The sequence below is a fragment of the Marinobacterium litorale DSM 23545 genome (assembly GCF_000428985.1).
Lineage (GTDB): Bacteria > Pseudomonadota > Gammaproteobacteria > Pseudomonadales > Balneatricaceae > Marinobacterium_D > Marinobacterium_D litorale.
In genome coordinates this window covers 82254-107964 of sequence record NZ_AUAZ01000007.1, presented here as the reverse complement: position 1 = coordinate 107964, position 25711 = coordinate 82254, and the positions used below count along the sequence as shown (strand labels likewise).

At 55.1% G+C, this 25711-nt stretch carries 28 protein-coding genes and 1 tRNA gene; 18 read left to right on the top strand and 11 right to left on the bottom strand.

The genetic code is table 11. The features are described from left to right. Positions 1-26: 26 nt before the first annotated feature. The 4 genes from G403_RS0108010 to ald form a co-directional block, all read right to left on the bottom strand. On the bottom strand, positions 27-1397 hold the full coding sequence (locus G403_RS0108010; RefSeq protein WP_051298721.1) for an ATP-binding protein: 1371 nt from the start codon (positions 1395-1397) through the stop codon (positions 27-29). Further along, the gene (locus G403_RS0108005) at positions 1394-2083 is read right to left on the bottom strand and encodes a response regulator transcription factor (protein WP_027853524.1); all 690 of its coding nucleotides are present in this window, start codon (positions 2081-2083) and stop codon (positions 1394-1396) included. The genes G403_RS0108010 and G403_RS0108005 overlap by 4 nt, the downstream gene beginning before the upstream one ends. A gap of 12 nt (positions 2084-2095) precedes the next feature. After that, a complete protein-coding gene (locus G403_RS0108000; protein ID WP_027853523.1) occupies positions 2096-2371 on the bottom strand; it encodes a PepSY domain-containing protein in 276 nt (91 codons plus the stop codon). A gap of 305 nt (positions 2372-2676) precedes the next feature. Then, positions 2677-3792, bottom strand: a complete 1116-nt coding sequence (gene ald, locus G403_RS0107995; protein ID WP_027853522.1) for an alanine dehydrogenase — start codon at positions 3790-3792, stop codon at positions 2677-2679. A 177-nt stretch (positions 3793-3969) separates the two neighbouring features. Here ald and ilvD point away from each other — a divergent pair, with 177 nt between their 5' ends. Together ilvD and G403_RS0107980 are read left to right on the top strand one after the other, a co-directional pair. After that, complete coding sequence (ilvD, locus tag G403_RS0107990; RefSeq protein WP_027853521.1) at positions 3970-5802, top strand: dihydroxy-acid dehydratase; 1833 nt, start codon at positions 3970-3972, stop codon at positions 5800-5802. Positions 5803-5944: 142 nt separating this feature from the next. Beyond that, entirely contained in the window at positions 5945-6799 is an 855-nt protein-coding gene (locus G403_RS0107980; protein WP_051298719.1) for a DNA ligase, read from the top strand. Between the two features lie 104 nt (positions 6800-6903). Here the strand turns inward: G403_RS0107980 and hisF are convergent, their stop codons facing one another. The 5 genes from hisF to G403_RS0107955 form a co-directional block, all read right to left on the bottom strand. Next, complete coding sequence (gene hisF / locus G403_RS0107975; protein WP_027853519.1) at positions 6904-7677, bottom strand: imidazole glycerol phosphate synthase subunit HisF; 774 nt, start codon at positions 7675-7677, stop codon at positions 6904-6906. Positions 7678-7700: 23 nt separating this feature from the next. After that, the gene (hisA, locus tag G403_RS0107970) at positions 7701-8438 is read right to left on the bottom strand and encodes a 1-(5-phosphoribosyl)-5-[(5-phosphoribosylamino)methylideneamino]imidazole-4-carboxamide isomerase (RefSeq protein WP_027853518.1); all 738 of its coding nucleotides are present in this window, start codon (positions 8436-8438) and stop codon (positions 7701-7703) included. Between the two features lie 37 nt (positions 8439-8475). After that, the gene (gene hisH, locus G403_RS0107965) at positions 8476-9126 is read right to left on the bottom strand and encodes an imidazole glycerol phosphate synthase subunit HisH (protein ID WP_027853517.1); all 651 of its coding nucleotides are present in this window, start codon (positions 9124-9126) and stop codon (positions 8476-8478) included. A gap of 3 nt (positions 9127-9129) precedes the next feature. Next, complete coding sequence (gene hisB / locus G403_RS0107960; protein WP_027853516.1) at positions 9130-9723, bottom strand: imidazoleglycerol-phosphate dehydratase HisB; 594 nt, start codon at positions 9721-9723, stop codon at positions 9130-9132. 69 nt (positions 9724-9792) lie between these two features. Next, positions 9793-10914: a response regulator gene (locus G403_RS0107955; RefSeq protein ID WP_027853515.1), complete on the bottom strand. Its 1122-nt coding sequence runs from the start codon at positions 10912-10914 to the stop codon at positions 9793-9795. Between the two features lie 239 nt (positions 10915-11153). Between G403_RS0107955 and G403_RS0107950 the strand changes: the two genes are divergently transcribed. The 4 genes from G403_RS0107950 to G403_RS0107935 all read left to right on the top strand — a co-directional run bounded on the left by G403_RS0107950 (position 11154) and on the right by G403_RS0107935 (position 14775). Then, a complete protein-coding gene (locus tag G403_RS0107950) occupies positions 11154-13295 on the top strand; it encodes an AsmA family protein (protein WP_027853514.1) in 2142 nt (713 codons plus the stop codon). Then, entirely contained in the window at positions 13295-14359 is a 1065-nt protein-coding gene (gene mutY / locus G403_RS0107945) for an A/G-specific adenine glycosylase (protein WP_027853513.1), read from the top strand. The genes G403_RS0107950 and mutY overlap by 1 nt, the downstream gene beginning before the upstream one ends. After that, positions 14356-14634, top strand: coding sequence for an oxidative damage protection protein (locus G403_RS0107940; protein ID WP_027853512.1), 279 nt, complete (start codon positions 14356-14358; stop codon positions 14632-14634). The genes mutY and G403_RS0107940 overlap by 4 nt, the downstream gene beginning before the upstream one ends. A 65-nt stretch (positions 14635-14699) precedes the next feature. Continuing rightward, a tRNA-Phe gene (locus tag G403_RS0107935) sits at positions 14700-14775 on the top strand. Positions 14776-15041: 266 nt separating this feature from the next. Here the strand turns inward: G403_RS0107935 and G403_RS24435 are convergent. Further along, positions 15042-15686: a helix-turn-helix domain-containing protein gene (locus tag G403_RS24435; RefSeq protein WP_051298717.1), complete on the bottom strand. Its 645-nt coding sequence runs from the start codon at positions 15684-15686 to the stop codon at positions 15042-15044. A 211-nt stretch (positions 15687-15897) separates the two neighbouring features. Here G403_RS24435 and G403_RS25855 point away from each other — a divergent pair, with 211 nt between their 5' ends. The 8 genes from G403_RS25855 to G403_RS0107885 all read left to right on the top strand — a co-directional run bounded on the left by G403_RS25855 (position 15898) and on the right by G403_RS0107885 (position 22298). Further along, positions 15898-16230, top strand: coding sequence for a helix-turn-helix domain-containing protein (locus G403_RS25855; protein WP_084403976.1), 333 nt, complete (start codon positions 15898-15900; stop codon positions 16228-16230). Positions 16231-16355: 125 nt separating this feature from the next. Beyond that, positions 16356-16838 (top strand): hypothetical protein, encoded by a 483-nt coding sequence (locus tag G403_RS0107915; RefSeq protein ID WP_027853510.1) that lies wholly within the window; start codon positions 16356-16358, stop codon positions 16836-16838. Beyond that, positions 16835-19171, top strand: coding sequence for a DDE-type integrase/transposase/recombinase (locus G403_RS0107910; RefSeq protein WP_027853509.1), 2337 nt, complete (start codon positions 16835-16837; stop codon positions 19169-19171). Before G403_RS0107915 ends, G403_RS0107910 begins: the two co-directional genes overlap by 4 nt. Positions 19172-19222: 51 nt before the next feature. Continuing rightward, positions 19223-19981: an AAA family ATPase gene (locus G403_RS0107905; protein ID WP_027853508.1), complete on the top strand. Its 759-nt coding sequence runs from the start codon at positions 19223-19225 to the stop codon at positions 19979-19981. Continuing rightward, the gene (locus tag G403_RS22635; protein ID WP_051298712.1) at positions 19981-20703 is read left to right on the top strand and encodes a hypothetical protein; all 723 of its coding nucleotides are present in this window, start codon (positions 19981-19983) and stop codon (positions 20701-20703) included. The genes G403_RS0107905 and G403_RS22635 overlap by 1 nt, the downstream gene beginning before the upstream one ends. Positions 20704-20773: 70 nt before the next feature. Beyond that, positions 20774-21640, top strand: coding sequence for an ATP-binding protein (locus G403_RS0107895; RefSeq protein WP_027853507.1), 867 nt, complete (start codon positions 20774-20776; stop codon positions 21638-21640). Beyond that, positions 21633-21956: a helix-turn-helix domain-containing protein gene (locus tag G403_RS22630; RefSeq protein WP_084403975.1), complete on the top strand. Its 324-nt coding sequence runs from the start codon at positions 21633-21635 to the stop codon at positions 21954-21956. Before G403_RS0107895 ends, G403_RS22630 begins: the two co-directional genes overlap by 8 nt. 9 nt (positions 21957-21965) lie before the next feature. Next, entirely contained in the window at positions 21966-22298 is a 333-nt protein-coding gene (locus tag G403_RS0107885; protein WP_027853506.1) for a hypothetical protein, read from the top strand. Positions 22299-22366: 68 nt separating this feature from the next. On the opposite strand, the gene G403_RS0107880 is transcribed toward G403_RS0107885, so the two are convergent. Next, on the bottom strand, positions 22367-23134 hold the full coding sequence (locus tag G403_RS0107880; protein WP_051298711.1) for a hypothetical protein: 768 nt from the start codon (positions 23132-23134) through the stop codon (positions 22367-22369). A 112-nt stretch (positions 23135-23246) separates the two neighbouring features. Between G403_RS0107880 and G403_RS0107875 the strand changes: the two genes are divergently transcribed. From G403_RS0107875 to G403_RS24430, 4 genes are all read left to right on the top strand, one after another. Continuing rightward, positions 23247-23948: a Mor transcription activator family protein gene (locus G403_RS0107875; RefSeq protein ID WP_027853504.1), complete on the top strand. Its 702-nt coding sequence runs from the start codon at positions 23247-23249 to the stop codon at positions 23946-23948. Positions 23949-24027: 79 nt separating this feature from the next. Then, on the top strand, positions 24028-24264 hold the full coding sequence (locus G403_RS0107870) for a hypothetical protein (RefSeq protein ID WP_027853503.1): 237 nt from the start codon (positions 24028-24030) through the stop codon (positions 24262-24264). Between the two features lie 11 nt (positions 24265-24275). Beyond that, positions 24276-24833, top strand: coding sequence for a hypothetical protein (locus G403_RS0107865; RefSeq protein ID WP_027853502.1), 558 nt, complete (start codon positions 24276-24278; stop codon positions 24831-24833). A 55-nt stretch (positions 24834-24888) separates the two neighbouring features. Beyond that, positions 24889-25695, top strand: coding sequence for a phage protease (locus tag G403_RS24430; protein WP_051298708.1), 807 nt, complete (start codon positions 24889-24891; stop codon positions 25693-25695). Positions 25696-25711 lie beyond the last annotated feature (16 nt).

The window sequence follows — 25711 nt, the reverse complement described above, 5'->3', positions numbered from 1 at the left end:
TCAAAGATTACATTGTTCTTGGAATGTTAAGCCAACGTAGGCAACTGAATAAGAAATGCGGCGCCTGGCAATGAATCGCTGTCACGGATCTCCAGCGCGCCGTCGTAACTGCTGAGAATATCCACGGCCACCGATAGGCCAATGCCCTGGCCCGGCGCGGAGGAGTCCAGCCGGGCGCCGCGCTCCAGAATGGTCTGTCGACGGTCCGGACTAACCCCCGGGCCATCATCAGCGACTTCCAACCAGAGTACTCCATCGGCGATCCAGCCACGGATGGCGATCTGATGCCGCCCATACTTGAAGGCGTTCTCCAGGATATTGCCCAGTAGCTCCATCAGATCGTGCTCGTCGCCTGCGAAGTTAAGCTCTTCACCGAGCTCACACTGCACAGCCACCGACTTCTCGGCGTAGACCTTGGACAAGGCCGATAATATACGGGAGACCACCGGACCCACCGGCACAGGCGCGGCCAGCGCACCTCCCGGTGATTTGACGGCACGGGAAAGTTGGTACTGCACGATCTGCGTCATGCGCGCGGTCTGTTCACTGACCAACTGACGGTAACGATCCGAATCTATCGCCTCATCCGCTGCGCCCCGGATCACCGCCAACGGCGTCTTGAGGCTATGGGCCAGATCTCCCAGAGTATTGCGATAACGTTCCCGCTGCCGCCGTTCACTTTCGATCAACCGGTTCAAGTTATCGGTCACCGCCTGCACTTCCAGCGGATAGGCGCCTTTGAGTTTTTCCGATTGACCCTGCTCGATCGACTCCAGATCTTCAGCCAACCGATCCAGAGGCTTGAGACCCCAGCGCATGATCAGGTACTGAACCACCAGTGCCAGCAGGTAAACGCCACCCAGCCAACCCCAGAGCTGAGTGGCAAACGCCTGCATCTCGCGCTCTACACTGGCATCGGTGTGAAGTACGGAAACCAAAAAGTGGCGTTCACCGCCCTCGACTTCCCAAACCACCGGATACTGAAAGACAAACAGGCCCGTTCCCGCCAGATGAGTAAACAGGGTTTGGCCCGGCTCCAGGTTGCTCACCGCAAGTCGGCCCAGCAGCTCCTCTGACAGTAATTCCGCAGAGGGTGATCGCCAGAGTAGTTCGCCCCCGCGCGCGTGAACGCTGGCATACAGCCCTGATTGAACCTGACTGAAACGCGGTTCCTGCACGCTGTTAGGAAGCCAGAGCTGACCGTCTCGCAGCTCCGCCTCACCCAGCAGCAGATACACATGCAGCCGCGCCTGACTGGCCTCGGAGGCCTTAAGACTGTTGTGAAAAGCGCGCTGCAGTGCCGCGCCAGCAAACAGAGTGACCACCGGCAGAAGCACGACTGACGCCCAGAACAGACGCGCCTTCAGGGATCGGGGAATCAGGGAGGAAAATGTCATCCGCCGTTGTCATCGGCCTGCAGAACAAAGCGATAACCCAGACCCCGCACGGTCTCGATCGGCTGCAGCGTCTGGTCCGGGTCCAGCTTCTGACGTAAACGCCGAATAAAGACCTCCAGCACATTGGAGTCCCGATCAAAGTCCTGATGATACAGATGCTCGGTCAGTTCGGTCTTGGAGATTGTTTTACCGGCGTTAACCACCAGATATTCAAGCGTCCGGTATTCATAGCTGGTCAGTTTGACCGGCTGGCCTTTCAGCGCCACGGTCCGTGCCGTGGTATCCAGGGTTAACGGACCAAAGCAGAGCTGAGGCACCGCGTGACCAGCAGCCCGTCTCAGGAGGGCATTGAGACGCGCTGCCAGCTCTTCTGTATGAAAGGGTTTGACTAAATAATCGTCGGCACCGGCTTCCAGCCCCTCGACTTTATCCTGCCAATCACCCCGTGCGGTCAGAATCAGTATCGGAAAGTTGATGCCCTGACTGCGCCAGCGCTGGATCAGCTCGATGCCTGAGAGCTTGGGCAAACCGATATCGACAATGGCCAGATCGTAGGGATACTCGCGCCCCATATAGAGCGCGTCTTCGCCGTCGCAGGCTTCCTCTACGGTATAGCCTCGATCCGACAGGCCGGTATTCAGCTGACGGCGTAGATCCGGATCATCCTCGACAACCAGCAGTTTCATCGTGCTTCCCCGTCACGGGTTGATTATTTTGCCGGAGAGGGCATCCACCAGGACATCACGCACCCGCCCCTTGTTGACCAGACGGATCTGAAACAGGCGTTGCCCGTCCCGGACAATCTCATCCGCCTTAACCACCTCACCGCCAAAAGCCTCCATGGCAATCTGCACGGCACGTTTGAGATCGATTTCGCTTTGCACCAGCAGTGATGACGCCGGGGGTGACTGTTGGGCCCAGGCGCAAACCGGGGAGAGCATCGTCAGCAGCAGGAGCACTCCCGGCCCAACCATCGAACTCCGTCTCCTTCGCGCCATATAACTCACCCTCTCCTCGCGTATAGCCTGATTAGACTCGACCGATCATCCGTTGCCCCTAGCAGGCAGCGATGATCATTAGCCGATAATACTGCAGTTTTCCCGGCAGCACACACTTGGCGGGAATCAGCCCATAGTGTGCGCCGGACAGGCAAGGCAGTCGAGGGCCCGCTCGCGCTGGACAGACCGCCGCCAGGATCGGCTCCGATCTCGGCCGACCAGGCAGACAGTCTGTCAAAGCTCAGATGAACGCGGGATTAACTGATGACCTGAGCCGAGGCCTAACTGAGCAACGCATCCAGCGATGCCAGTGGCATATCAAAGGCTTCGGCAACACCCTGGCAATAGAGCTCACCTGCATGTACGTTGAGCCCTGGCGCCAACCCCTGAACCTGCGCAAGTGCTGAGCGCCAGCCCTTGTTCGCCAGCGCTTCCACATAGGGGAGGGTTGCATTGGTCAATGACTGGGTTGCTGTTCTGGCTACCGCCCCCGGCATGTTGGCAACGCAGTAATGGATGATCCCATCTACTTCGTAGATCGGCTCCGCATGCGTCGTCGGACGGCTGGTCTCGAAACAGCCACCCTGGTCGATGGCCACATCAACCAGAACGGCACCGGCAGGCATCAGCCCAAGCATATCCCGACTCACCAGTTTTGGCGCTTTGGCCCCCGGTAACAGCACCGCACCGATCACCAGATCGGACTGAGTCAGCTGCTGACGAATATTCTCGCCGGTGGAGTAAAGCGTCTTCACCCGTCCGCCGAACATATCATCAAGCTGTCGCAGACGAGGCAGAGATTTGTCGAGAATGGTTACCTGGGCACCCATACCCTGAGCGATGCGCGCAGCCTGGCCGCCCACAACACCGCCACCGATGATCGTCACACGCCCCGGGGTGACGCCCGGCACGCCGGAGAGCAGGACGCCGCGCCCACCCTGTTCGCGCTCCAGGCAGTGAGCTCCCGCCTGTACGGCCATACGCCCCGCAACCTCACTCATCGGCGCCAGCAGCGGCAGACCGCCCTGACGATCCTCCACGGTCTCATAGGCGATGGCGGTGCACCCGCTGTTGAGCAAAGCATCGGTCTGGGGCCGGTCTGCCGCCAGGTGCAGATAGGTAAACAGTACCTGGCCCTCACTCAGCCACTCGCACTCACCCAGCTGCGGCTCCTTAACCTTCACCACCATTTCGCTGTCACGAAATACCTTCTCCGCCTGGGGCTCGATCGTCGCTCCGGCTTCCCGATAGGCATCATCCTCATAACCGATGGCACTGCCCGCGTTGGCCTGCACCACAACCTGATGGCCCTGATCGATCAATTCTTTCACACCCATCGGCGTCAGACCGACCCGGTATTCGTGAACTTTAATTTCTTTTGGTACGCCAATACGCATAAGATACCTCCCGCCTTTTGAGGGACACTCGGTGTATTTTTCTTCTCCACAGCAGTTTAGACGTTAAATCGTATTTTTCACGTTTCACCAAACCATTCCCTCCGATGGCCTACCGTAGAGTTCTGATCTGCTATACTCTGGCCTCCTTTTTTCAACCTGCTATCGAGGGATCTGCAGATGCCAGCGTATCGTTCCAAGACCTCAACGGCGGGCCGCAATATGGCGGGCGCCCGCGCCCTCTGGCGCGCCACCGGCATGAAAGACGATGACTTCCAGAAACCGATCATCGCCGTGGCCAACTCCTTCACCCAGTTTGTACCGGGCCATGTCCACCTCAAGGATATGGGGCAACTCGTGGCACGTGAGATCGAAGCCGCAGGCGGTGTCGCCAAGGAGTTCAACACCATCGCCGTGGACGACGGTATCGCCATGGGTCATGACGGCATGCTCTACTCTTTGCCGAGCCGCGACATTATTGCCGATTCCGTGGAGTACATGGTCAACGCTCACTGTGCCGATGCCCTGGTCTGCATCTCCAACTGCGACAAGATCACCCCGGGAATGCTGATGGCCGCCATGCGCCTGAACATCCCGGTGATCTTTGTCACCGGCGGACCGATGGAAGCGGGCAAAACCAAGCTGGCGGAGCACAAGCTGGACCTGGTCGATGCCATGGTGCTGGCCGCGGACCCGAACGCTTCGGACGAACAGGTCGACGCCGTTGAGCGTTCTGCATGTCCCACCTGTGGCTCCTGCTCCGGCATGTTCACCGCCAACTCCATGAACTGCCTGGCCGAAGCGCTGGGCCTGGCGCTGCCGGGTAACGGTACCGTGGTCGCGACTCACGCCGATCGTAAACAGCTGTTCCTGCGTGCCGGTCGCACCATCGTCGAGCTGGCCAGGAAGTATTACGAAGGCGGTGATGAGCGCATCCTGCCACGTGCTGTGGGTATCGAAGCATTTGAAAACGCCATGACGCTGGATATCGCCATGGGCGGCTCCACCAACACCATTCTGCACCTGTTGGCCATCGCCCAGGAAGCAGAGATCGACTTCACCATGAAGGATATCGATCGCCTCTCCCGCAGCGTTCCACAGCTATGCAAGGTGGCGCCGAATACCCAGAAATATCATATCGAAGATGTGCATCGGGCCGGCGGTATTATGGCGATCCTCGGTGAACTGGACCGCGCCGGAAAACTGCATACCAACGTTCCGACCGTGCATTCCGCCACCCTGGCAGAAGCACTGGATCAGTGGGATATCATGCGCAATCCGACACCTGAGGTGATGGAGTTCTTCAAGGCAGGCCCCGCCGGCATCCCCACTCAAGAGGCTTTCAGCCAGTCGACTCGCTGGCCGAGCCTGGATGGCGACCGTGCCGAGGGCTGTATCCGCTCCATCGATCATGCGTTTTCCCAGGAAGGTGGACTCGCGGTGCTGTATGGCAATATCGCACTGGATGGCTGTGTCGTAAAAACGGCCGGTGTGGATGATTCCATTCTGGTGTTCGAAGGGAACGCCAACGTGATGGAGTCTCAGGACGAAGCGGTGCGCAAGATCCTGGACGATGAAGTTAAAGCCGGCGACGTGGTCATCATCCGCTACGAGGGTCCGAAAGGGGGGCCGGGTATGCAGGAGATGCTGTACCCCACCTCTTATCTGAAGTCCAAAGGCCTGGGTAAAGATTGTGCGCTGCTTACGGACGGCCGTTTCTCCGGCGGTACCTCCGGGCTTTCCATCGGCCACGCCTCCCCGGAAGCGGCTGCCGGCGGCGCTATCGGCCTGGTAAAAAACGGTGATCGTATCCGCATCGATATTCCTAACCGAACCATCGATGTCCTGATATCGGATGAAGAGTTGGCCCTGCGCCGTGCCGAACAGGATAAGCTGGGCTGGAAACCGGCCCAGGAGCGCCCACGTAAGGTGTCCGCCGCGCTGAAAGCTTACGCCAAACTGGCAACTTCGGCCGACAAAGGCGCAGTACGGGACCTGGATCTGCTGGATTAATCATAAGACGTCCCGGCACGCGCCTTACGGCTGCTGCCGGGCTACACCCGCGACGCAGACCCCGGATAACGCGAAAGCGGTATCCGGGAATCTTCCAAAGAGCAGGATGCTCTTGGTAACTCCAAGGAACAGGAGATCGACAATGCACCCGTCCATCTGCATGCCTGCCGCAATTGCGGTCGGCCTGACCCTGCCTACCTGTGTAGCAGCGGCACCCGCGCCCCAGCTGATGAGCGCGGAATCCCTATCTTCGGCAAATAACCTGGATCTACCCGCTTATCTTGTCAGTGAAAAACTCGATGGCGTTCGTGCCCGCTGGACAGGATCTCGGCTGATTACCCGCAGCGGATATACGATTCACGCTCCCAAGGCGCTGACTGCGAGCCTACCGCCAATTCCTTTGGATGGAGAGCTGTGGCTGGGCCGCGGACGATTTCATGAGGTAAGCGCCCTTGTGCGCGCCCATCGACCGGAGTCGCCGCTGTGGAAAGAGGTCAGCTTGCAACTGTTTGACCTGCCAGCCCATCCCGGCGGTTTTGCTGAGCGAGACCAGGCACTTCAAAAACTGACTCGTGCTGTGGATAACCCGCAGATACAGGCGGTCGAACAGCGAACAATTAACTCCCGTAAAGAGCTCTCACGGGTACTGACAGATATCCACAAGCAGGGTGGCGAGGGGTTGATGCTCCATCACCGGACCGCCCGTTACATCCATACTCGAAGCCACGCGCTACTGAAGTACAAGGGCTATGAAGATGCTGAAGCACGCGTGATCGGCTACACGCCAGGGCAGGGCAAATATAACGGCATGACCGGCGCGTTAATCGTGGAAACGGAAGCCGGGATGCAGTTTAGATTGGGCTCAGGGCTGAGCGATGCTGAACGGGCAGATCCACCGTCGCTAGGCGCCTGGGTAACCTACCGGTATAACGGCTTTACCGCCCATGGAAAACCACGTTTTGCGCGGTTTATACGGATTTATGACCCACAGCTTTAAGGGTGTACCCGAAAGGCAGAGTCCGTTCTGACGCTGTATGGCTGTTGGCCATAGAAAAGGCCCCTTAGGGAGCCTTTTCTACTATTACCTGGCGGACATCATTGTCAAAGCCGGACCTCAACCCCCCGCTCGCGCATATACGCTTTCGCTTGCGGAATGGTGTACTCGTTGAAATGGAAAATTGACGCCGCCAGCACAGCATCCGCTTTGCCGTCGATACAGCCCTCCACCAAGTGGTCCAGATTACCAACCCCCCCGGAGGCGATGACCGGAACGGGGACTGCTTCGGAGATAGCACGGGTAACCCCGAGGTCGTAACCGTTCTTGACGCCATCCTGGTCCATGGAGGTGAGCAGAATCTCACCAGCTCTCAGCTCGACCATTTTCTTCGCCCATTCGACGGCGTCCAGACCGGTCGGTTTGCGACCGCCGTGGGTGAAGATTTCCCACTTGTCCGTCTCGCCCTCTTTGGACACCTTCTTGGCGTCGATGGCGACGACAATGCACTGACTGCCAAAACGCTCTGCAGCCTCACGCACGAACTCGGGGTTGAACACGGCGGCCGTGTTGATCGATACCTTATCGGCACCGGCGTTGAGCATCTTGCGGATATCTTCGCAGGTGCGGATACCGCCCCCTACCGTCAGCGGGATAAACACCTCGGCTGCCATACGCTCCACGGTGTGAACCATGGTATCGCGCTCTTCATGGCTGGCGGTGATGTCGAGGAAGGTGATCTCGTCGGCACCCTGTTCGTTGTAACGCTTGGCCACTTCCACCGGATCGCCGGCATCACGGATATCGAGAAATTTCACGCCTTTCACGACGCGCCCGTTCTCGACGTCAAGACAGGGGATGATGCGTTTTGCCAGTGCCATGCTCTTACCCTTTGCTAGCGTACTTACTTGCTCAGCTCATCACTGAGTTTCTGTGCTTCAGCCACATCCAGGGTGCCTTCATAGATGGCACGGCCGGTAATGGCACCGAGAATTCCCTGATCGGCGACTGCCGCCAGCTTGCGGATGTCCTCGATATCAGTCACCCCACCGGAGGCGATAACCGGTATTCCGGCTTCGCGAGCCAGCTCCACGGTGGCCTCCACGTTCACACCCTGCATCATGCCGTCACGGCTGATATCGGTGTAGACGATGGCACTGACACCGTCATTGCGGAAACGCTTGGCCAGATCCACCGCTTTCACGTCGGTGACTTCGGCCCAACCGTCAATAGCCACGTAGCCGTCCTGAGCATCCAGGCCAACGATAATATGGCCCGGGAACTGTTTACACATCTCGGTGACAAATTCCGGCTCTTTTACCGCCTTGGTGCCGATGATGACGTAGTCAACACCCGCATCCAGATAGGCCTGGATTGTTTCCGCTGAACGGATGCCACCGCCAATCTGAATCGGCAGATCCGGATACGCCCTGGCGATCGCATTCACGATCTCACCGTTAACGGGATTACCGGCGAACGCACCGTTCAGGTCCACCAGGTGCAGACGGCGGCAGCCGGCTTCAACCCATTTGGTGGCCATATCCACCGGGTTATCGGAGAAAACGGTGGAGTCGTCCATACGGCCCTGGCGCAGGCGTACGCATTTGCCGTCCTTGAGATCAATCGCGGGGATAATCAGCATTGTGGATAAAACCTTGAAGTCTGTCTTGTGGATGGCCTTAGAACTGGCCATCCCAATTAAGGAAGTTTTTCAGTAACTGCAAGCCGGCAGTGTGGCTCTTCTCCGGGTGGAACTGCGTGGCAAACACGTTCTTGTGCGCCAGCGCCACATCGAAATCCACACCGTAATGGCAGGTTGCCGCAACCTGTTCACGCTGAGCCAGCTTGACGTAATAGCTGTGGACAAAATAGAAGCGAGTGCCGTTGTCGATATCTTTCCACAGGGGATGATCGATGCGCTGCTCCACTTCATTCCAGCCCATATGCGGAACCTTCAGGCGATCGCGGTTTTCACCTTCATGCAGATCATCGCCGAAGAAGTTCACACGCCCTTCAAACTCACTCAGGCAGTCGACGCCGCCGTTCTCCTCGGAGAACTCCATCAACGCCTGATAGCCGACGCAGATCCCCAGAAATGGCTTGCCGGAAGCGATCGCCTCACGGACCTCTTTATCCACATCCAAACGGAGAATTTCAGCCATACAGTCGCGGATCGCACCAACGCCCGGCAGCAATACGCGATCAGCGGTGCGAACCTGCTCGGGGTCCGCGGTTACACGAACCTCCACGCCCGGCTGCACATGCTCCAGCGCCTTGGCCACCGAGTGCAGGTTACCCATGCCGTAATCGATAACTGCAATACTGCTCATAATTTACAGGCACCCCTTGGTCGACGGCATTATCTCGGCGGCCCGCTCATCCACTTCCAACGCCATGCGCAGCGCACGGCCAAACGCCTTGAAGATCGTCTCGGCCTGGTGGTGAGTATTCTTGCCCTTGAGGTTATCGATATGCAGGGTCACCTGGGCGTGGTTAACAAACCCGTGGAAGAACTCACTGAACAAATCCACATCAAAAGCGCCCACTCGACCGCGGGTAAACTCCACATCCATCGCCAGACCCGGACGACCGGAAAAGTCGATCACAACGCGGGAAAGCGCTTCATCCAAAGGCACATAGGCATGGCCGTAGCGACGAATCCCTTTTTTATCGCCCACCGCCTGCTTAAACGCCTGGCCCAGGGTGATGCCGATATCTTCGACAGTGTGGTGATCATCGATATGCAGATCACCGATGGCATTGATCTCCATATCGATCAGACCATGACGGGCGATCTGATCCATCATATGGTCAAGAAAGGGGACGCCGGTATCGGACTCGAACTGACCTGTGCCATCGAGATTAATTGATACAGTGATCTGGGTTTCCAGAGTGTTACGAGTCACTCTGGCGGTACGATCGGCCATCTCTGTCTCCGCCTTTGCGCGTGGGTTTTATTGCCAAACCCACATTATACAGAGAACCGGGCCTCAACATCAGTAGTGCTTGAGTTTGAACGCCATCATCTGCTCATCGATCGGCTTCATGATAATCTCATTCACCCCCATGCCCATGACGAGATCCACTTTCTCCCGGTCCCCCTGTTGGATCATCACGAAAAGCCGGGCATGGGAGAGGGACGTTGAGCTTTTCAGCTTTTCGATGACATGGAAGGCGGGCATATCCGGCAGGGTCAGATCCAGCATAACGATATCGGCGCTGAGCGAATCCATATCGCGAACGAAGTCACCGGCATAGCTATAGACGACAGTCTCACATTCGTTTTTCTCGAGCGCTGTGACCACCTCCTGCTGAGCCTGAGCGTTGTCCTCGATCACAATCACTCGTTTATTGCGCGGCGGCATACCCGGATGCTCGCGGCTGATCGAAACCCGCTGGTCAATTGCAATTTCCGCCATTTCCGCCGTGACCTGCTTGACCTTGGCTACAGCCTCCCGCACATCTTCCCGGATAGGCTCTCCGACCAGCTCGCCTGAGTGGCGCGAAATCAGCTCCCGGGTTTCACTGGCCGAACTTCCCTCACCAAGCTGCTGCTCGATCATCCGGCCGAGAGATTCCATTGCCAGGGTAATCGTCTCGCCCAAACGCTGCAGCATTTCGGTATTGATTCCCGAAATCTGGCTGTCTCCCTGGGCTATCTGCTCCAGCGATTGGCACACCGCGCTGATAGAGTTATTGGTCATCGGCACAGCGCCAGCCTCGCCATCCTGTTGCGCCTTAAGATGGCGGAAGCGCAGCAGCAGGTGGTAGGGGTCATAGAGCGGCGTGGCGATAAAGTAATCGTTGAACAACCCTTTCCGACAGAGTTGAAAAGCCTGCTTGACTTCCGGTTTGCCGCAAAACAGAAGCGTAGACCCGACATATTGCTCGACCTCAGGGTCGGTTTTCAGCAGTCGAAAGTAAGCCACTTCATTTTGCTCAATGGTCGAGAGCCCAAACAGGAGGACATTGGCCGGCTTGCGATGCAAACGCTTTATCAACGCTTCTACATCATGCACGATCATAAAATCCCGGCAGCTTTTCGTCAGCACCTGAACCAACTGATCATGACGCTGCTGTGATTCCACCAAGAGGACGACGGAAAAGCCCGTATTCATCTCGTTTTCTCCCAACAGGCCTGTCCGGGGAAACCTCGCTCTACCCCCTCTCTGGACCCGTTTCGTTGCATAGTGATCTTGTAAAGTGTGGCAGAAGTTCCGCTCGACGCTCTGTTTTAAGCAGGGCCAGTAAACCTTCAACGCATTTTGCTGCCATAGTAATCAAGTTTGCCCCCCACGACACCTGATTCGTTACAATGGCAGCTAAACGATCACACTCGCTAATGGACAGCTGATCTATGAAAATAATGACGCGCTTGTTGCTTGGATTTATCTCGCTGGTCGTGATCCTCGTCGTGGCCGGCGGCGTACTGCTCGGCTTCTTCGTCGACCCCAATGACTATCGCGACCGGATCGAGCGTGCTGCGCTGGAGGGTGCCGGTATTGAGCTGGATATTCAGGGCGACATCGGCTGGTCGCTCTTTCCCAACCTGGGCCTGGAGCTCGGGCGCATCGATGCTCGCTATCCCGGACAACCTCAGCTTGCTTCTTTAGAGGAGGCCCGTCTCTCAGTACAGGTAATGCCCCTGCTCTCCGGTAACCTGCAGATGAGCGCCATCGTTATCGATGGGCTTAAACTCAACCTGATCACAACCGGCCGCGCCAACAACTGGAGCATGGCTTCAGAGACGGCTGACACCAATAGCGCTGATGAGGCAGACACAACGAGTCGCGCAGGCCAGGCGCCCCTGCAGGGGTTTGATATCGAGTCGGTGACTTTGAGCAATGCACAGGTCCGCTATCTCGATGAGGCCGCCAACACGCGCCTCGAAATTAACGCACTCAACCTGACCACAGGTCGACTCGCGCCCGATATCCCCATCCCCCTGACTATAGAGGGGCAGGTACGTCAGCTCAGCGGCTCCGATGTGACCGCGCAAGGACAGGTCAATCTTGCGACGGATGCGCTGCTTGATTTGCGTACTCAGCGCTACCAGCTCAACAGCCTGGAAGGCACCGTGGTCTTGCTGGACGTACCGGCCGCCGGCAAATCACTGACCCTGAATCTGGCAGCAAACATCGATACCGATATCGATGACCAGCGCATCAACCTGGGGCTCCAACGTCTGGCCGTCGCAAACCTCGAGGCACAGGGCCAGGTCAGCGTCGACAACTTCCAGTCGCCCACCATCAAGGGCGAAATTCGCGTTGCTGATTTTGACCTGAAGCAGCTGATGGAAGAGCTCGGACAGCCCGCTCCTCAGACCCGGGACGGCAAGGCCCTGCAACACATAGGGCTGGGGGCAGCGCTCGGCGGGCCTGCCGGTACACTGACTCTGGATCCGCTGACCCTGCATATTGATGACACCCAGCTGAACGGATCCGTTGTTGTCGACCTCAAAACGATGACACCGTCCATCTCCCTGCAGGGCGAAGCATTCGATGCCGACCGATATCTGCCTCCGGAGTCCACGGAAACAGCAAGTTCGGAAGCCACCAGCGGTCAAAAGGACGCGGCGGAGCGCTGGTCCAAAGAGGAGATCATTCCGGTAGAAGCGCTTAAGACACTGAATCTGAATACGACGTTGGATTTAAAGCAGTTGCTGGTCTCCGGCATGCAAATCAATAATCTGGGCGTGACGCTCAGTGCCAACAACGGACTGGTCAAGCTTTCACGCCTGCAAGCAAACCTGTACTCCGGGAAATTGAATAACAGCGCCACGCTGGACGTCCGCCAGTCCCCGCCACGCCTTCTGATCTCGGAAAACCTGGACGGCATACAGATCGGAGAACTGCTCACCGACCTCGCTGGTGAAGCGCAGATGACAGGTACCTTCGGCTCCAGGGCGGAATTAAGCGCCAGCGGCAGTTCCCTGCACGCGATCGTCAACTCTCTGACCGGTGATCTCAGCTTCTCCGCCCGAGACGGCGTGATCAAAGGTATCGATATGGCCCAGACCGTCTGCCAGGGCATCAACAATGTGGCCAGCCTCGGCATCAACAGTACCCAGGTCGACAGATCCACGCCATTCGCCACCATGGGCGGTACCTTTCCGATCAAAAACGGTGTCGTCAATAACCAGGACCTGTCCGCAAGCCTGGACGCGATGAAACTGACCGGCCGCGGCCAGGTAGACCTGCCGCAGGCGCTGATTGACTACCGGTTGGGACTTACAATCACCAGCAACCTGTTCAATGAGACCTGCTCCATTAACAACCGTCTGGAGGGCATCGAGTTCCCGGTAAACTGTAAAGGTAGTTTTGACACAGCCCCCGCACAGCTGTGCCGCCCCGATGCCAGTGTCTTCACCAATCTTCTGAAAGCCGAGGCCAAGCGCAAAGCCCAGGAAAAAGTGGAGTCTAAAATTCAGGAGAAGCTGGGTGACAAATTGGGTGACGAAGGTGCCAAGTCTCTGATCAAGGGGCTGTTTGGAAACTGATGCCGTCACTAGCCCCTGAACAGTTCCAGCAGGCCGTGCTCGATTGGTTCGATCGACACGGCCGCAAAGATCTGCCCTGGCAGGCAGATAAAAGCGCATACAGCACCTGGCTGTCTGAGATCATGCTTCAGCAAACTCAGGTAGCTACAGTGATCCCCTATTACCAGCGGTTTAAGGAACGTTTCCCCAATATTCATGCCCTGGCACAAGCGGATCTGGACGAAGTCCTGCACCTGTGGACAGGCCTCGGTTACTACGCCAGAGCACGAAACCTCCACAAAACCGCCCGTATCATTAGCGAACAGCAGGACGGCCGTTTTCCAGAAACCGTGGAGGCGCTCGCGGAACTACCCGGCATCGGCCGCTCCACCGCCGGAGCCATCCTGTCCATCTCCACCGGAAAACCCGCTGCCATACTCGATGGCAACGTCAAGCGTGTCCTGGCCCGCTTCTATGCCGTACGGGGCTGGAGCGGTCAGACAGCGGTCCTGAAGCAGCTCTGGGAGCATGCCGAACGCAATACCCCCGATGCAAGGGCGGGTGACTATACCCAAGCGATGATGGACCTGGGTGCGACACTTTGCACCCGCTCCAAACCCAGCTGCCTGCTTTGTCCATTGCAGCAAGAATGTAAAGCGTTCAGCGAAGGCCTCACCGACCAACTGCCGGAACCGCGCCCCAAAAAAACACTGCCGGTTAAGCAGACCTGGATGCTGATCATTCGGGATCGCGAGGGCAGCGTAATGCTCAGCCAACGCCCACCCAGTGGGATTTGGGGCGGACTCTGGAGCCTGCCAGAGGTGCAGGACCTGCGTGACGCTCAATCAGAGCTCGGTATAGAGATTAGCGACGCCTCGGTCATGCCACCGGTTCGGCACACCTTCAGTCACTATCATCTTGATATCACGCCGGCACTGGTCGAATTGAAAGACCCCATAAATTTTGTCATGGAAGGCCCGCCAACCCTCTGGTATAACACCCGGCAACCACAGAATGTGGGGCTGGCCGCACCGGTTAAACGTTTACTGGAGCAATTAAACAGCCCCGAAGGAGGTCAATCATGAGCCGCACAGTCATCTGCCGTAAATACAAAAAAGAGATGGAAGGCCTCGAGCGCCCACCCTATCCCGGTGCACTGGGCCAGGAGATCTTCGAAAACGTATCCAAGCAAGCCTGGCAGGCATGGACCGAACATCAGACCATGCTGATCAACGAGAAGCATCTCAACCTGATGGATCCGGAGAGCCGCAAATACCTGCAGCAAGAGATGGAGAAATTCCTCTCCGGTGATGAGTTCGATCAGGTCGAAGGGTACGTACCGCCTTCAGAAAACAGCTGATCGGAAAAAAGTGAAAGCAGAGCGTTGACACCCTTAATCAAGTCGGGTTTAATACGCGCCTCGTTGCCCGGATAGCTCAGTCGGTAGAGCAGGGGATTGAAAATCCCCGTGTCGGTGGTTCGATTCCGCCTCCGGGCACCACTACTTAAAAGGCTTGCACCAGATGCAGGCCTTTTTTGTATCCGGCGTGTGCCGAAATTGTGCCCTCAACGTGTGAAGTGACAGATAGTTTAGTGTGACGTGGAGTGGTCCAGGTTAAGCGGGAGATTGCGGTATTAGGCGGGATAAATCCCGGAATTACGAGGGTTTCCGGGGGCTGGTTGGGATCTTGCCAAAAAATCGGGTGCCAGGCCTGCGACACATAGATTTTCCGATTTTTCGGCAAACGTCACTTAGTTTGGGGCGGATTATTCCGGTATTTTTTCCAGCATTGCTCTGAAAACCGCTGACTGCTCTTTCACTTCCAGGAGCTCTGTTTTTAAGATTTGAGCGAGCTCATCTTGTGCCCGTTGAAGCTCCGTATCGTTTGGAGCTCTTTGCTTGACGTCTTCGTAGTGCTGGATCTGTAGCTCCAAGTACAACTCGTGTCGAGAGTTGAGATATAGGCGCATCTCCAGCTGTTGCCGTTGCTTGTTAGAGGATCTAACTGCATCGTTGTACATGCGGATTACGTCATCAATCAGCAGATCAAGTTTGATCTTATGCGTCCAACTGTCTTTATCTCTAAGTAGTTGAATTACTTCTTTAAATAGCTCTGAATCGATAGGTGCAGGCTTCCTAACAGTCGTAGATGGACTGGTTGAGTCGGCAGCATCGTCCCCTGCTCCAGTTTCCTCCAAGTACAGCGGCCCCTCGCCGGTGATGACCCAGTGCGTATTGACTCCTATTCCTGCCAGTTTGGCTAGGAAATCCGCATCCGGTGTATTCCTCCCTCGCTCATAATTGCCCAGAGTGTTCTTGTGCACGCCAAGCTCATTGGCGAATGCTATCTGGCTTTTATCGCCTCGGATCCGAGTAATTCTCTCCCCGATATCTGTTCTCTTGTTGCTCATAATTTTGTGCCGCACTTTATTTGGTTGAAGTGCGGCACAAATGCCGCACTTTGAAAAACGTGCCCCACTTACCTCATCCCATTGATAAATAAATGGTTTTATCGCTTATTTGTGGCGCAAGTAAAAAAATGGAAGTGCGGCACAAATAACGGGTTTACAAATCTCGAAATTTGTTCATAATTCCAAATATACAAACACGCGAGGCAAGCTCATGAACACTAATGAAGCCATTTCCAATAACCAGTCATCTGACTGGCATCCAGCCGATGTTAAAGCCGCGCTAGAAAAGCGAGGCTGGTCCCTTTCCCGCCTCAGCCTTGCCGCAGGCTTTAGCCGCTACGCTGTCGGTAAAGCGCTTCACAAGCCTTGGCCTTTAACGGAGTGCGTTATCGCTCATGTTCTAGAGTGTGACCCGTGGGACATCTGGCCAAGCCGATACACCAACGGGGTCCACAATACTGGCCGTAGCGGTCTGTCCGGTGCCAAATGGCATTCTATCAAGGCCCGGCTGGAGTTCAATGCAACACGCGAACGTGGGTGCTGAAATGACCTCCGGCATTGTCCTTGGCGGCCTCAACCTTTCCTGGTTACAGCGTAGGAACAAAATCCGAGACTGCACAGGGGTAATGCCCGAGATTATTTGGATTCCAGGTAACAGGAGGTCCGGCGATGACACAGCCTAATTGGGACAGACTTTCCCCTGTCGATCCAGGGCAGGCTACGACCTACTGTTTTATGCACGGCAGACACACACGCAACCTCAGCGTTGACCGTATCGCCGACGCGCCTGGTATCGAGACGCGCCCCAACAACCTTTATAAGTGGGCCCAGAACGGACGAATGCCTGTTAATAAGGTGCTCCCCTTTGAGCGTGCCTGCGGCTTTGATTATTTAACGCGCTATTTGGCACACGGCCATAACAAGCTGCTGGTTCCTATGCCCTCTGGTCGGAAGGCTCAGTCGCTGGAGCTTAACGCCCTGAGCCTTGAAGCCCATGAGACCCTAGCACTGATCCTCCGATTCTATGCGGGCGATGCGGAAGCCGGTGATGTGATTCCAGCAATCACCGCACTCATGGAGGGGCTGGCTTACCAGTGCCGAAATATCGCGGTGTATCAGGTCCCCGAGCTGGGCCTGGAGGAACAGGGATGACCCAATCTGTAGCAAAAACAAATCTTGTCGGTGCTGGTGAAGTGAGCAATTCAATCGCCCCTACGGCACACGTGCTGACGAATGAAATAGCCGAAGCGTTAGGTCGTGATAAGCGCTCGATTGAAAAGCGAGCCTCTAACGGTCTCAAGCGAGCTGGTGAAGCTCCCTGGCCTGCTTATTTCGAAACGGTTCAAGGTGGCCGCCGTAAGTACTTCGTACTGGATGAGCTGCCTCAGGATGTGCAAACGGCTGTCCGTAAAAAGCGGAAAGCAGAAGCCTACCAGAGGGCGCTGGATGCGGCGGCTGCCAAAGCCCAAGCTACTGATCTCGATCCTCACGAGCGGGCTGGCGTCGAGCTTGCGACCGAAGTAGAGGCCAGGCACCAGCGCGAAGCTCAAGTGCGCCGAAGCCGAAAAGAAGAAGGGCTTAAGCGTTTCAGCGCCCTTCCCAAGGACAGCGATAAGTACAAACGAGCTAAGGCGCGTGAATGGTTTGTGCTTTGCACCTATGAATATCAACGCGATAACGGAATCGGTGCGCAGCAGAGCCGTGCAGAAATAACCGAAGCGGTTAACTGCGGTTCGATCCATGTGCCCGCCCATGTTGTGCCATGGATCCCGTGCAGAGATGGTGTTCGCCGTTTGACGGCCAGAACATTGGAAAACTGGGTCCAGGCCTACGAAAAAGGCGGCATTGGAGCACTGACGGATGGTTACGGAAAGCGCCGTGGCCAGTCCAAGATCGCATCAGATCCGGTGCTGTTCAAAACGGTGCTCGGAAGCATGATCCGATTTCCCCATATTAAGGGATCAGAGGTGCGGGAGTATCTGAAAGCGGTCTGTAGCGGAATAGATATTCCCAGTGTGAGGTCGATTCAGCGCTTTATGAGGGACTGGAAGGAGGAAAACGCTCAGATCTGGACCTTCATGACCAACCCAGACCGCTGGAAAAACGTGTATATGGCGGCGGCGGGTTCTCACTTTGAACAGATCACCGACATGAACCAGCTGTGGGAGATGGATTCCACGCCAGGCGATTGGCTTCTGGAGGATGGTCGCCACTCCGTGATTGGAGTGATCGATCTGCATACACGCCGCTTAAAGCTCTATGTGTCCAAGACTTCGAAGGCGATGGCAGTGTGTCAGCTTTTCCGCCGGGCGGTACTGGATTGGGGTGTGCCAGAAGGTGTTAGAACGGATAACGGTAAGGATTACGTCTCCGAGCAGTTTAGCGGTGTACTGCGTGATATGGAGATTGTCCAGGAAGTTTGCATTCCGTTCGCCTCCGAGGAGAAAGGCACCATTGAACGGGCCCTTCAGACCATGAGTCACGGCATCCTCGATCTTTTACCTGGATTCATTGGTCACTCGGTCGCAGATCGCAAGCAGATTGAGGCGCGTAAGAGCTTTGCTGAGCGAATCATGCAGCCTGATGAAGTCGTTGAAGTCGCCATGACTTCAGCGGAGTTGCAGGAACGCCTTGATCAGTGGGTTGAGCACATCTATAGCCACAATCCGCACAGCGGCCTATCCGGTAAAACACCGTTTGAGTGCGTGTCTGCCTGCAAAGGACCTATTCGGCGCATCGAAGATGAACGCGTCCTGGATATGCTGCTGGCTGAGGTGGCGGGTACCCGAACCATTAGCAAGAAAGGTGTCCGCTTCAATCACCATACCTACTTCAACGACAGCCTGTTCGAGTATGCCGGGCGTGAAGCCATGCTCAAGTACGATGAGCACGACTTGGGCCGGTTATATGCCTATGTCGAGGGTGCCTTTGTAGGTGTTCTCACCTGCTATGAGTTGCTTGGTATCTCCAAACAGGAAGCCGCAGTGGCTGCGAAGGCCAAGCAGAAGCGGTTGCTAAGCGAACAGAGCCGCGAATATAAGGCGATGAGCAAAGACGTGAGCGAGAACATCGCTGATGTGGTGTTGGAGCATCGTATCGCCGAGTCCGAAAAGCTGGCGGCTTTTCCCAAACGTGAAGAGAGATATACCAGTGCCGGGCTGGACGAAGCGGCGTTGGCAGCTCAGACCCGTAACCCAAATCTATCTATTCCCCAGCAAGATCCTGAGCAGGCAGCACGTGCCAAAGCCGCGCTTCAGAACGCGAAAAAGCCGGAAGGCGATGGCGGCAATGTGATCAGCATGGGAACTGCAAAAGAGAAGTATGAGCGCTGGCTGGAACTGGACAACCAGGTGCGCCAGGGCATGGAAATTAAGGATGAACGCCAGTTGCGTTTCTACGAAAACTTCCCCGGATCCCCAGAATACGTGGGGCAGAAGGAATTGGCAGAAATGCATCTGGCGCTCAAGGCAAGGAATGCCAAATAACTCGCCGTTACTGCAATAGCGGCAATTAACCATCAAGCAGAAGGATGATATATGACAGCTGAAAATGCGGTCAATGTTCCTGAAAGCGTTTCGATCGGGACCGTAGCGCCTATTACCAATGTGGGTATTTGCATCGGTGCCTTACAGCGCATTATGCACCGTGACCAGCACTTACCCGGCATGGCTGTGCTCTATGGCCCCGCTGGCTTCGGTAAGTCTCTCGCAGCGAGCTACGCCGCGAACAAGACGCGTGCCTACTACGTAACCTGTAAAAGCAGCTGGACGAAGAAGGCATTGTTGCTGGCCCTGGCCAAAGAGATGGGGCTGGAACCTGCCAAAACCCTGTATGAGATGTGTGACCAGGTGTGCGAACAGCTGGCGCTCTCTCAGCGCCCGCTGATCATCGACGAGATGGATCACGTGGTCGAGAAGAACGCGGTTGAGATCGTGCGTGACATTTATGAGGGCAGCTTTGCGCCAATCCTCTTGATTGGTGAGGAGAAGCTGCCAGCCAAGCTGGAGCGCTGGGAACGTTTCCATAGTCGAATTCTGGAGTTCGTTCCTGCCCAGCCGGTCAGTGCCGATGATGCGGAAGTACTCCAGGAGATGTACTGCCCAGAAGTGACCATAGCGCCGGATCTGATGGATGAAGTCCTGTCGATCGCAAAGGGGTCAGTTCGTCGTGTCGTCGTAAACATCAGCCGGATCCGTAACTTTGGCTTGTCTGAGGGGCTGGAAACTGTCGATCAAAATACCTGGGGCAACCAGCCTCTGTTCACCGGTAAAGCTCCGGCACGGAGGGTCCGTTGATGACCGTTAGAAACGATCAAGAGCGGGCTATTGGCAAAGGGCGGGGACGTAAACCGGTGAGCCTCGTGGCGGCCAGCGCTCAAGGTAAGCTGACTGGCCGGGAGGCCATCTGGTCGCAGATCCGAGAACAGCGTGAGTTCACGCGTGAGTCGCTATGGCTGGCGTTGGACCACGACCAAGGCGACAACCGGAAGGCAATCGATAGTTACCTCACCTGCCTTAAGAACGGCGGCTATATCGACATTACCAGGGAGCGCTGGATTAACCAGGATGACAACGATCAGCGCCAAGGCGGTGGCGGCACTCGGGAGTATGTCTACACGCTGATACGTGACTGTGGTGTGGAGGCACCGCGCTTGCGCAAAGACGGTAGCGAAGTGACGCAGGGCCGTAACCGCGAAAACATGTGGCGGGCAATGCGCATTATTGGCGAGTTCAATTTTCATGAGCTTGCAATGGCGGCCAGCACTGAAGAGGTGCCGATAAAGCCGACTGATGCCAAGAACTATATCCATTACCTGCACAAAGCGAAGTACCTGGTTAAAACTCGGCCAGCAACCAGGGGGCGGCGTGCTGTTGCTGCACGGTACCGGCTGGTACCTGCTCGATACACCGGGCCTAAGCCACCTCAGATCCAGCGGGTGCGGCAAGTATTTGATCCGAATACGAATACCGTAGTTTGGTCTGCGGAAGCGGGCGAGACGACAGATAGTTTTGCGTGAAGAGTGGCCTGTCCGAGGCGGCAACCTCAGCCAGGCCGGTACCAAATCGACGTCACAATCTGGAGATGACATGTTAACACAGAAAGCGTTAGAGCATTTTGGGCTCGACCTCGACCCATTCATCGAACCATTGGTCAGTGCCGATGATTACTTCGTGACTCCAAACCTGGAGCACTGTTGCGGGCTCCTGTGCCATGCGGCGGCCTACAAGAGCTTCGTAACGGTTAAAGCTGATGCAGGGGGCGGTAAGACAACGGCAATTAATTACTTTCTTAATCGTGCAAAAAGCCTCGGTATTCGCGTAGCTATTGCCGACTTGCATTCAAATGATATCCGAGAATGTATGAGGGATGTATTCGAAGCAGTTATAAAGGAGCATAGCGATGAAGTACCAAAGTCATTCGACAGGGTTATTCAAGATGCATTCAGTATTCTTAATTCCAGAGAGATCGATATAGTTGTGATCGATAATGCTGATTTTGGATCTTCTGAGTTTCTTGAAATGTTGCTGAGATGCTTTGGTGTGAATAGTCCAATTAAAGGTGACAATTTACGGGCTAGGGTTGGGATGGCACTTTTTGGTGATGATTTTACCAACCTTGAGAGAGCGTTGTTTAAGCTTGATTGTCAGGAAGCTGATATCAGAATGATGATAAGGCATAAACTTGACATACTAGAAAGCGGGAAACAGATACAAAATTTTGTTTGCTATCTGATGCAGCGTGCAGGCGGTGATGAGAGCTCTGTTTTTAATGATGAAATGTATGAGTTCTTTGGTTTCCCTGATGTTAAAGGAATTGCCTTAGTTAAGTACTTTCTGATTGCCGCTATTAATTATGCTGCGGTTAATGGCTCTTGTTCAATCGGGCTTGATGATATTACCGGTGGGTTGGTTGCAGCTGCAACTCCGCACAAAGGAGGAGAGGGTCATGAGTAAACAGGAAAGTGTTGACTGGCATAATGCCGATATCAAAGCTGCCTTGGAAAAAGCCGGATGGTCCATTGCCCGCTTGAGCCGCGCAGCAGGTTATAAAGTACCTGGAACCATGTCCCGTGCATTGCAGCAGCCCTGGTTGATTGGTGAGCGTACGATCGCGTATGCGATCGGTGTAAAGCCGGTAGAGATCTGGCCAAGCCGATACCCGGATGGGTTTGAAGCGCGCCGGAGGGCGCGTAACCATGACAGTAAGTGGCGGGAGATCGTCGCCAAGCTGGATGACCATGTGGCGCAAGAGACCAAGAAGGCGGGTTGAGGGATAGCGATGAGTACACCGACACAACAGTTTCACGATTCACTGCAAAAGATGCTTTGGGATGCATCCCAGGCTTCAATGGCGATTAAAGCGGTTTCGGAAATGATGAGGGAGTACACCACCAATAAGTCATTCAGCCATGATGTGATCGATCATATCGATAGTGGCATGTGGCTCTGTGGCGAGCTCAGTGATCACCAGAAGAACCTGGTTGATCGAGTGGAACGCAGTCTGGAGCTTGGCCGCTTGGTCGGACGCTCTGAGAGCGCCTCAGAGGCGCGCATGACATTCTCCGAGTCGTTGGCCGAATCGGCTACGGCTTTCGCGCCTGAGGACGCCTAACGCGACTCTAACGGCATTGCGCAGGCAGTGAAGCGGCTCGCTCTTCAGTGATGCCGCTTTTTTTGTGCTTATTCCTTGAGCCGATGGTTTCCTTCCAGGTGTTTGCCGTACCCGCTGACCATCGCATCCAGGACTTCAGGGATATCGAAAATAGACAGGTGCGGGATGAGAAGCGCTTTGCGCCCTTTCAACAAAACACCCCGTTCTTGCCTGCCTTTATATCGCAGCCCTGGGGTGTGGATCTCAATGAAGAAGCCTTCCAGGATGAAGTGAAAAGAGAATTGCTTATCCAGCTTCCTGGAAAACGGTGTAATGATCACGTCCTTCAGGTTCTGGTCGCTGAATCCGCCATTCTCAGTTGGATCGATGAGCCGGTATAGCTTTATTGAAGCTATTTGCGGATGGGTGGGCGTCTTGTTGAGAATGGCCTTTCTGATTTCTTCCCGCCACGGATCGGGGATATAGACCTTGGCAAATGCTTCGTGGGTTGAAACAGCTGCTCGCCAGTAGACAGACAAAATAAATAGCTGGAGGCGGGTCGTATCGATCTGGCTCAGCGATGTGGCTGTATCGTGCTTCTCGGCTTTACCCCGGCGCTCCCTGATCACATCCAGGGCGTAACCTTCATATTGGATGTTCAGCAGGTGTTCGCAGTCAGCACAGAGCAGGTGTTCCCAGTAGCTGTCCTGGGAATAGCTGACCGGGGTCGATGTATCGTCAGCGATGCTGATTGCCTTCCCGGATGACTGCTTGAAGATCCTCTTGAATATCGCGTTAGGAATGACGTGCGATTTCCTCAACGGCTTCCGTGCCAAACATAGCGCGCATGGCTTCATGTCTATCCCTCCATGAACTCCGTCTTTCAAATGTACAACCTGTGTTAGTACCGATCCAGCCGCGTAAAAAGTTTAACTTGCGTTAGGTGATCGGGGGGATGGATAGAACGTTATGAGCAGATTGCAGGATTTGATGGTTGGGGACTACGAAGCCGTCATGAAAGAGGAGGACGTCTGGATCCTCGGCTTCCGGGATGTCATCGCCATTATGGAGCATGAGCTGGCAGCCAGGCCTGCACTACTCAAGTTCATACGTCCTCTTTTGTATATGGTGTGCAAAAACTTCGGTGCTGGTTATCTTTTCGTTGGCTGTACGGCAAGGTCTTTTGATTTCCTAAAAGAAAAGCGAATTTTCGATTTATGGCAGAAGAACCCCGAAGAAGCGAATGAGGTTGCCCATCTTTCCGGTATGCCGAAAGCCACCTTGAAGAAAGTGATTAATGGTCAATACAGCAATAGCGCAGAAGACGCGGATCTAAAGCAATACCAAACAGAAATTGCAGAACTATATGAATTTCTCGATCAGCAGCTCTCTTCTGAAAGTTTGCCGGAAAAAGAGCGCTGGAACATAACATCCGCGCTTTTTCGAGGTTTGTGGGCAATCAGAAAGGAAAGTGGCGCGGTATATATATCCAGTGGTGTAAAGATCGATCAGCGCGTCAGAAATCTCGAAATAATGAGGCACTGCGCTGGCGGTAGACCCAGAAAAACAGCACGCCAGTTTGGGATTTCATTGCAGCATGTATATCGGGTCGTTCATGAAGAAAGGAAGAAACAAAAGGAGGCCCGAGACCGAGAGATGAAACCACTTTAACTACCCAGCTGAGCGCCTTCGAGCGCCTAAACCCAGAGCGCCCCGAGCGCCCCTTTTTAACGAACCAGGAGCACCACAAATGAATGAACCAATCACCCCAGAGGAACTAAATGTAGCCGCTCTTAAGGGCGTAGCTGAAGATCAGTACCGCAGAAAGCGAAATCAGTATGCGGTCAACAATAATACGAGCGTCGCCGCCCTGAAAGGACTGAATAACGTTGACCGCGATGTCATCAGAAATACGGGCATAGACCCGGAAACCTACCGTAAAAATAAGATGGCCGTTCTGGCCGAAGAAGTCATCTATTACACCTGAGGTAACGAACCGTGACACTGACAGAAGCGATCCAGAATTATGTCGATTTGAAAACCGCTTTCGATACCGATGAAGCGGAAAATACCAACATCAGCCAAGTGTTACTTCCTCAGGCTGAGCAAGCGATTACAACTGCCGAAAACACAAAGAGTCAAGCCGCGCTGGCATTAAGGCAAGCCACGACAACGGTGGATGTGCAGGCTGCGCGTCAAGCTCTTACAGAGGCAGAACAGGGACTCCAGGACTGCATCCAGTTGAAAGACAACTTGGATGCGAAGCTTCGGGGTTGGGGCGCTAACAGGAATGTCAAAATGGCCGGGGTGACAGCCGCTTACAAAGACATGTTCAAGCTCAAGTATGAGGAGTTGTTTGGTCAGTTCGATATTCCGGCGGCTCAGTTTGACGTGTTAGAGCAGCTCATGGCTGCCAAGGCTGCGGCAGAGGGTTACGTGTTCAGTGAAATGCCCTATAACCGGCCCATTGCTGATAAATACGGCAGCATGGAAGGGGGCCGCGTTAAACAGCTGAAAGATCAGCTGCTGACTGAAATGATCGCCTCGTTGCCATGATTTTTGGCCAGGCCTGAATCCTGGCTTAGCAGCCATCGGAAAGAGGAGTGTTCTAATGCCACTTAGCCCTGAAGTCATGGCCTTTTTGCGGAGTAACTCTGCACACCAGGGTGCGGGCCTGTCTGTTCTCTCGCTAAATGGAGCTGCAACACAAAATGGCTGGCAGCAACTGCTCCCATCTGGCCATTTTAGAGCAGTGGATGGCCGTCCATACGATGTGCCAGGTGGGATGTGGTTTCTCAATCGTGAGGGCGCTGAAAAGCTCATTCAAGATGTTCAAGCGAGAGTCAACGATCTGGTCGTGGATTATGAGCACCAAACACTTTTGAGCGAGGAAAACGGTAAGCCAGCGCCAGCTGCTGGATGGTTCAAAGAGATCGAATGGCGCGAAGGGTCTGGCCTTTGGATCAAACCTACTTGGACGCCGCGCGCCAAGGGCTATATCCAAAACGGTGAGTATCGTTACCTCTCGGCGGTATTCCCGTATGACAAAAAAACTGGAGTACCCGTTTCACTCCATAGTGCGGCGTTGGTCAACAAGCCTGGTTTGGATGGTCTAACGGCGGTTGCTTCCCTGAAAGCACCTACTGAGAAGTCCGTATCAATATATGCTACTTCATCACTCGGAGCAGCGGCCCTGTCCTCAGCCGAACGCAAGGCTTTGGGAAGAGCCTATGTGAACACCAGCACCTACCTGAACAAACGGGAAGCGTTCTGCCGGTCACGGGGAACCTCATGGGCGCAGCTAACGGCACTGACACCCGAGGAGGTAAAGGTTATCCAGTTGACCGGTATTGATAAAGAGGCGTTTACCGCCACCAAGCTCACCCTTCTGGCCGAAGATATCCTTCGCTCTAGCTAATCCCCATCTGAACAGG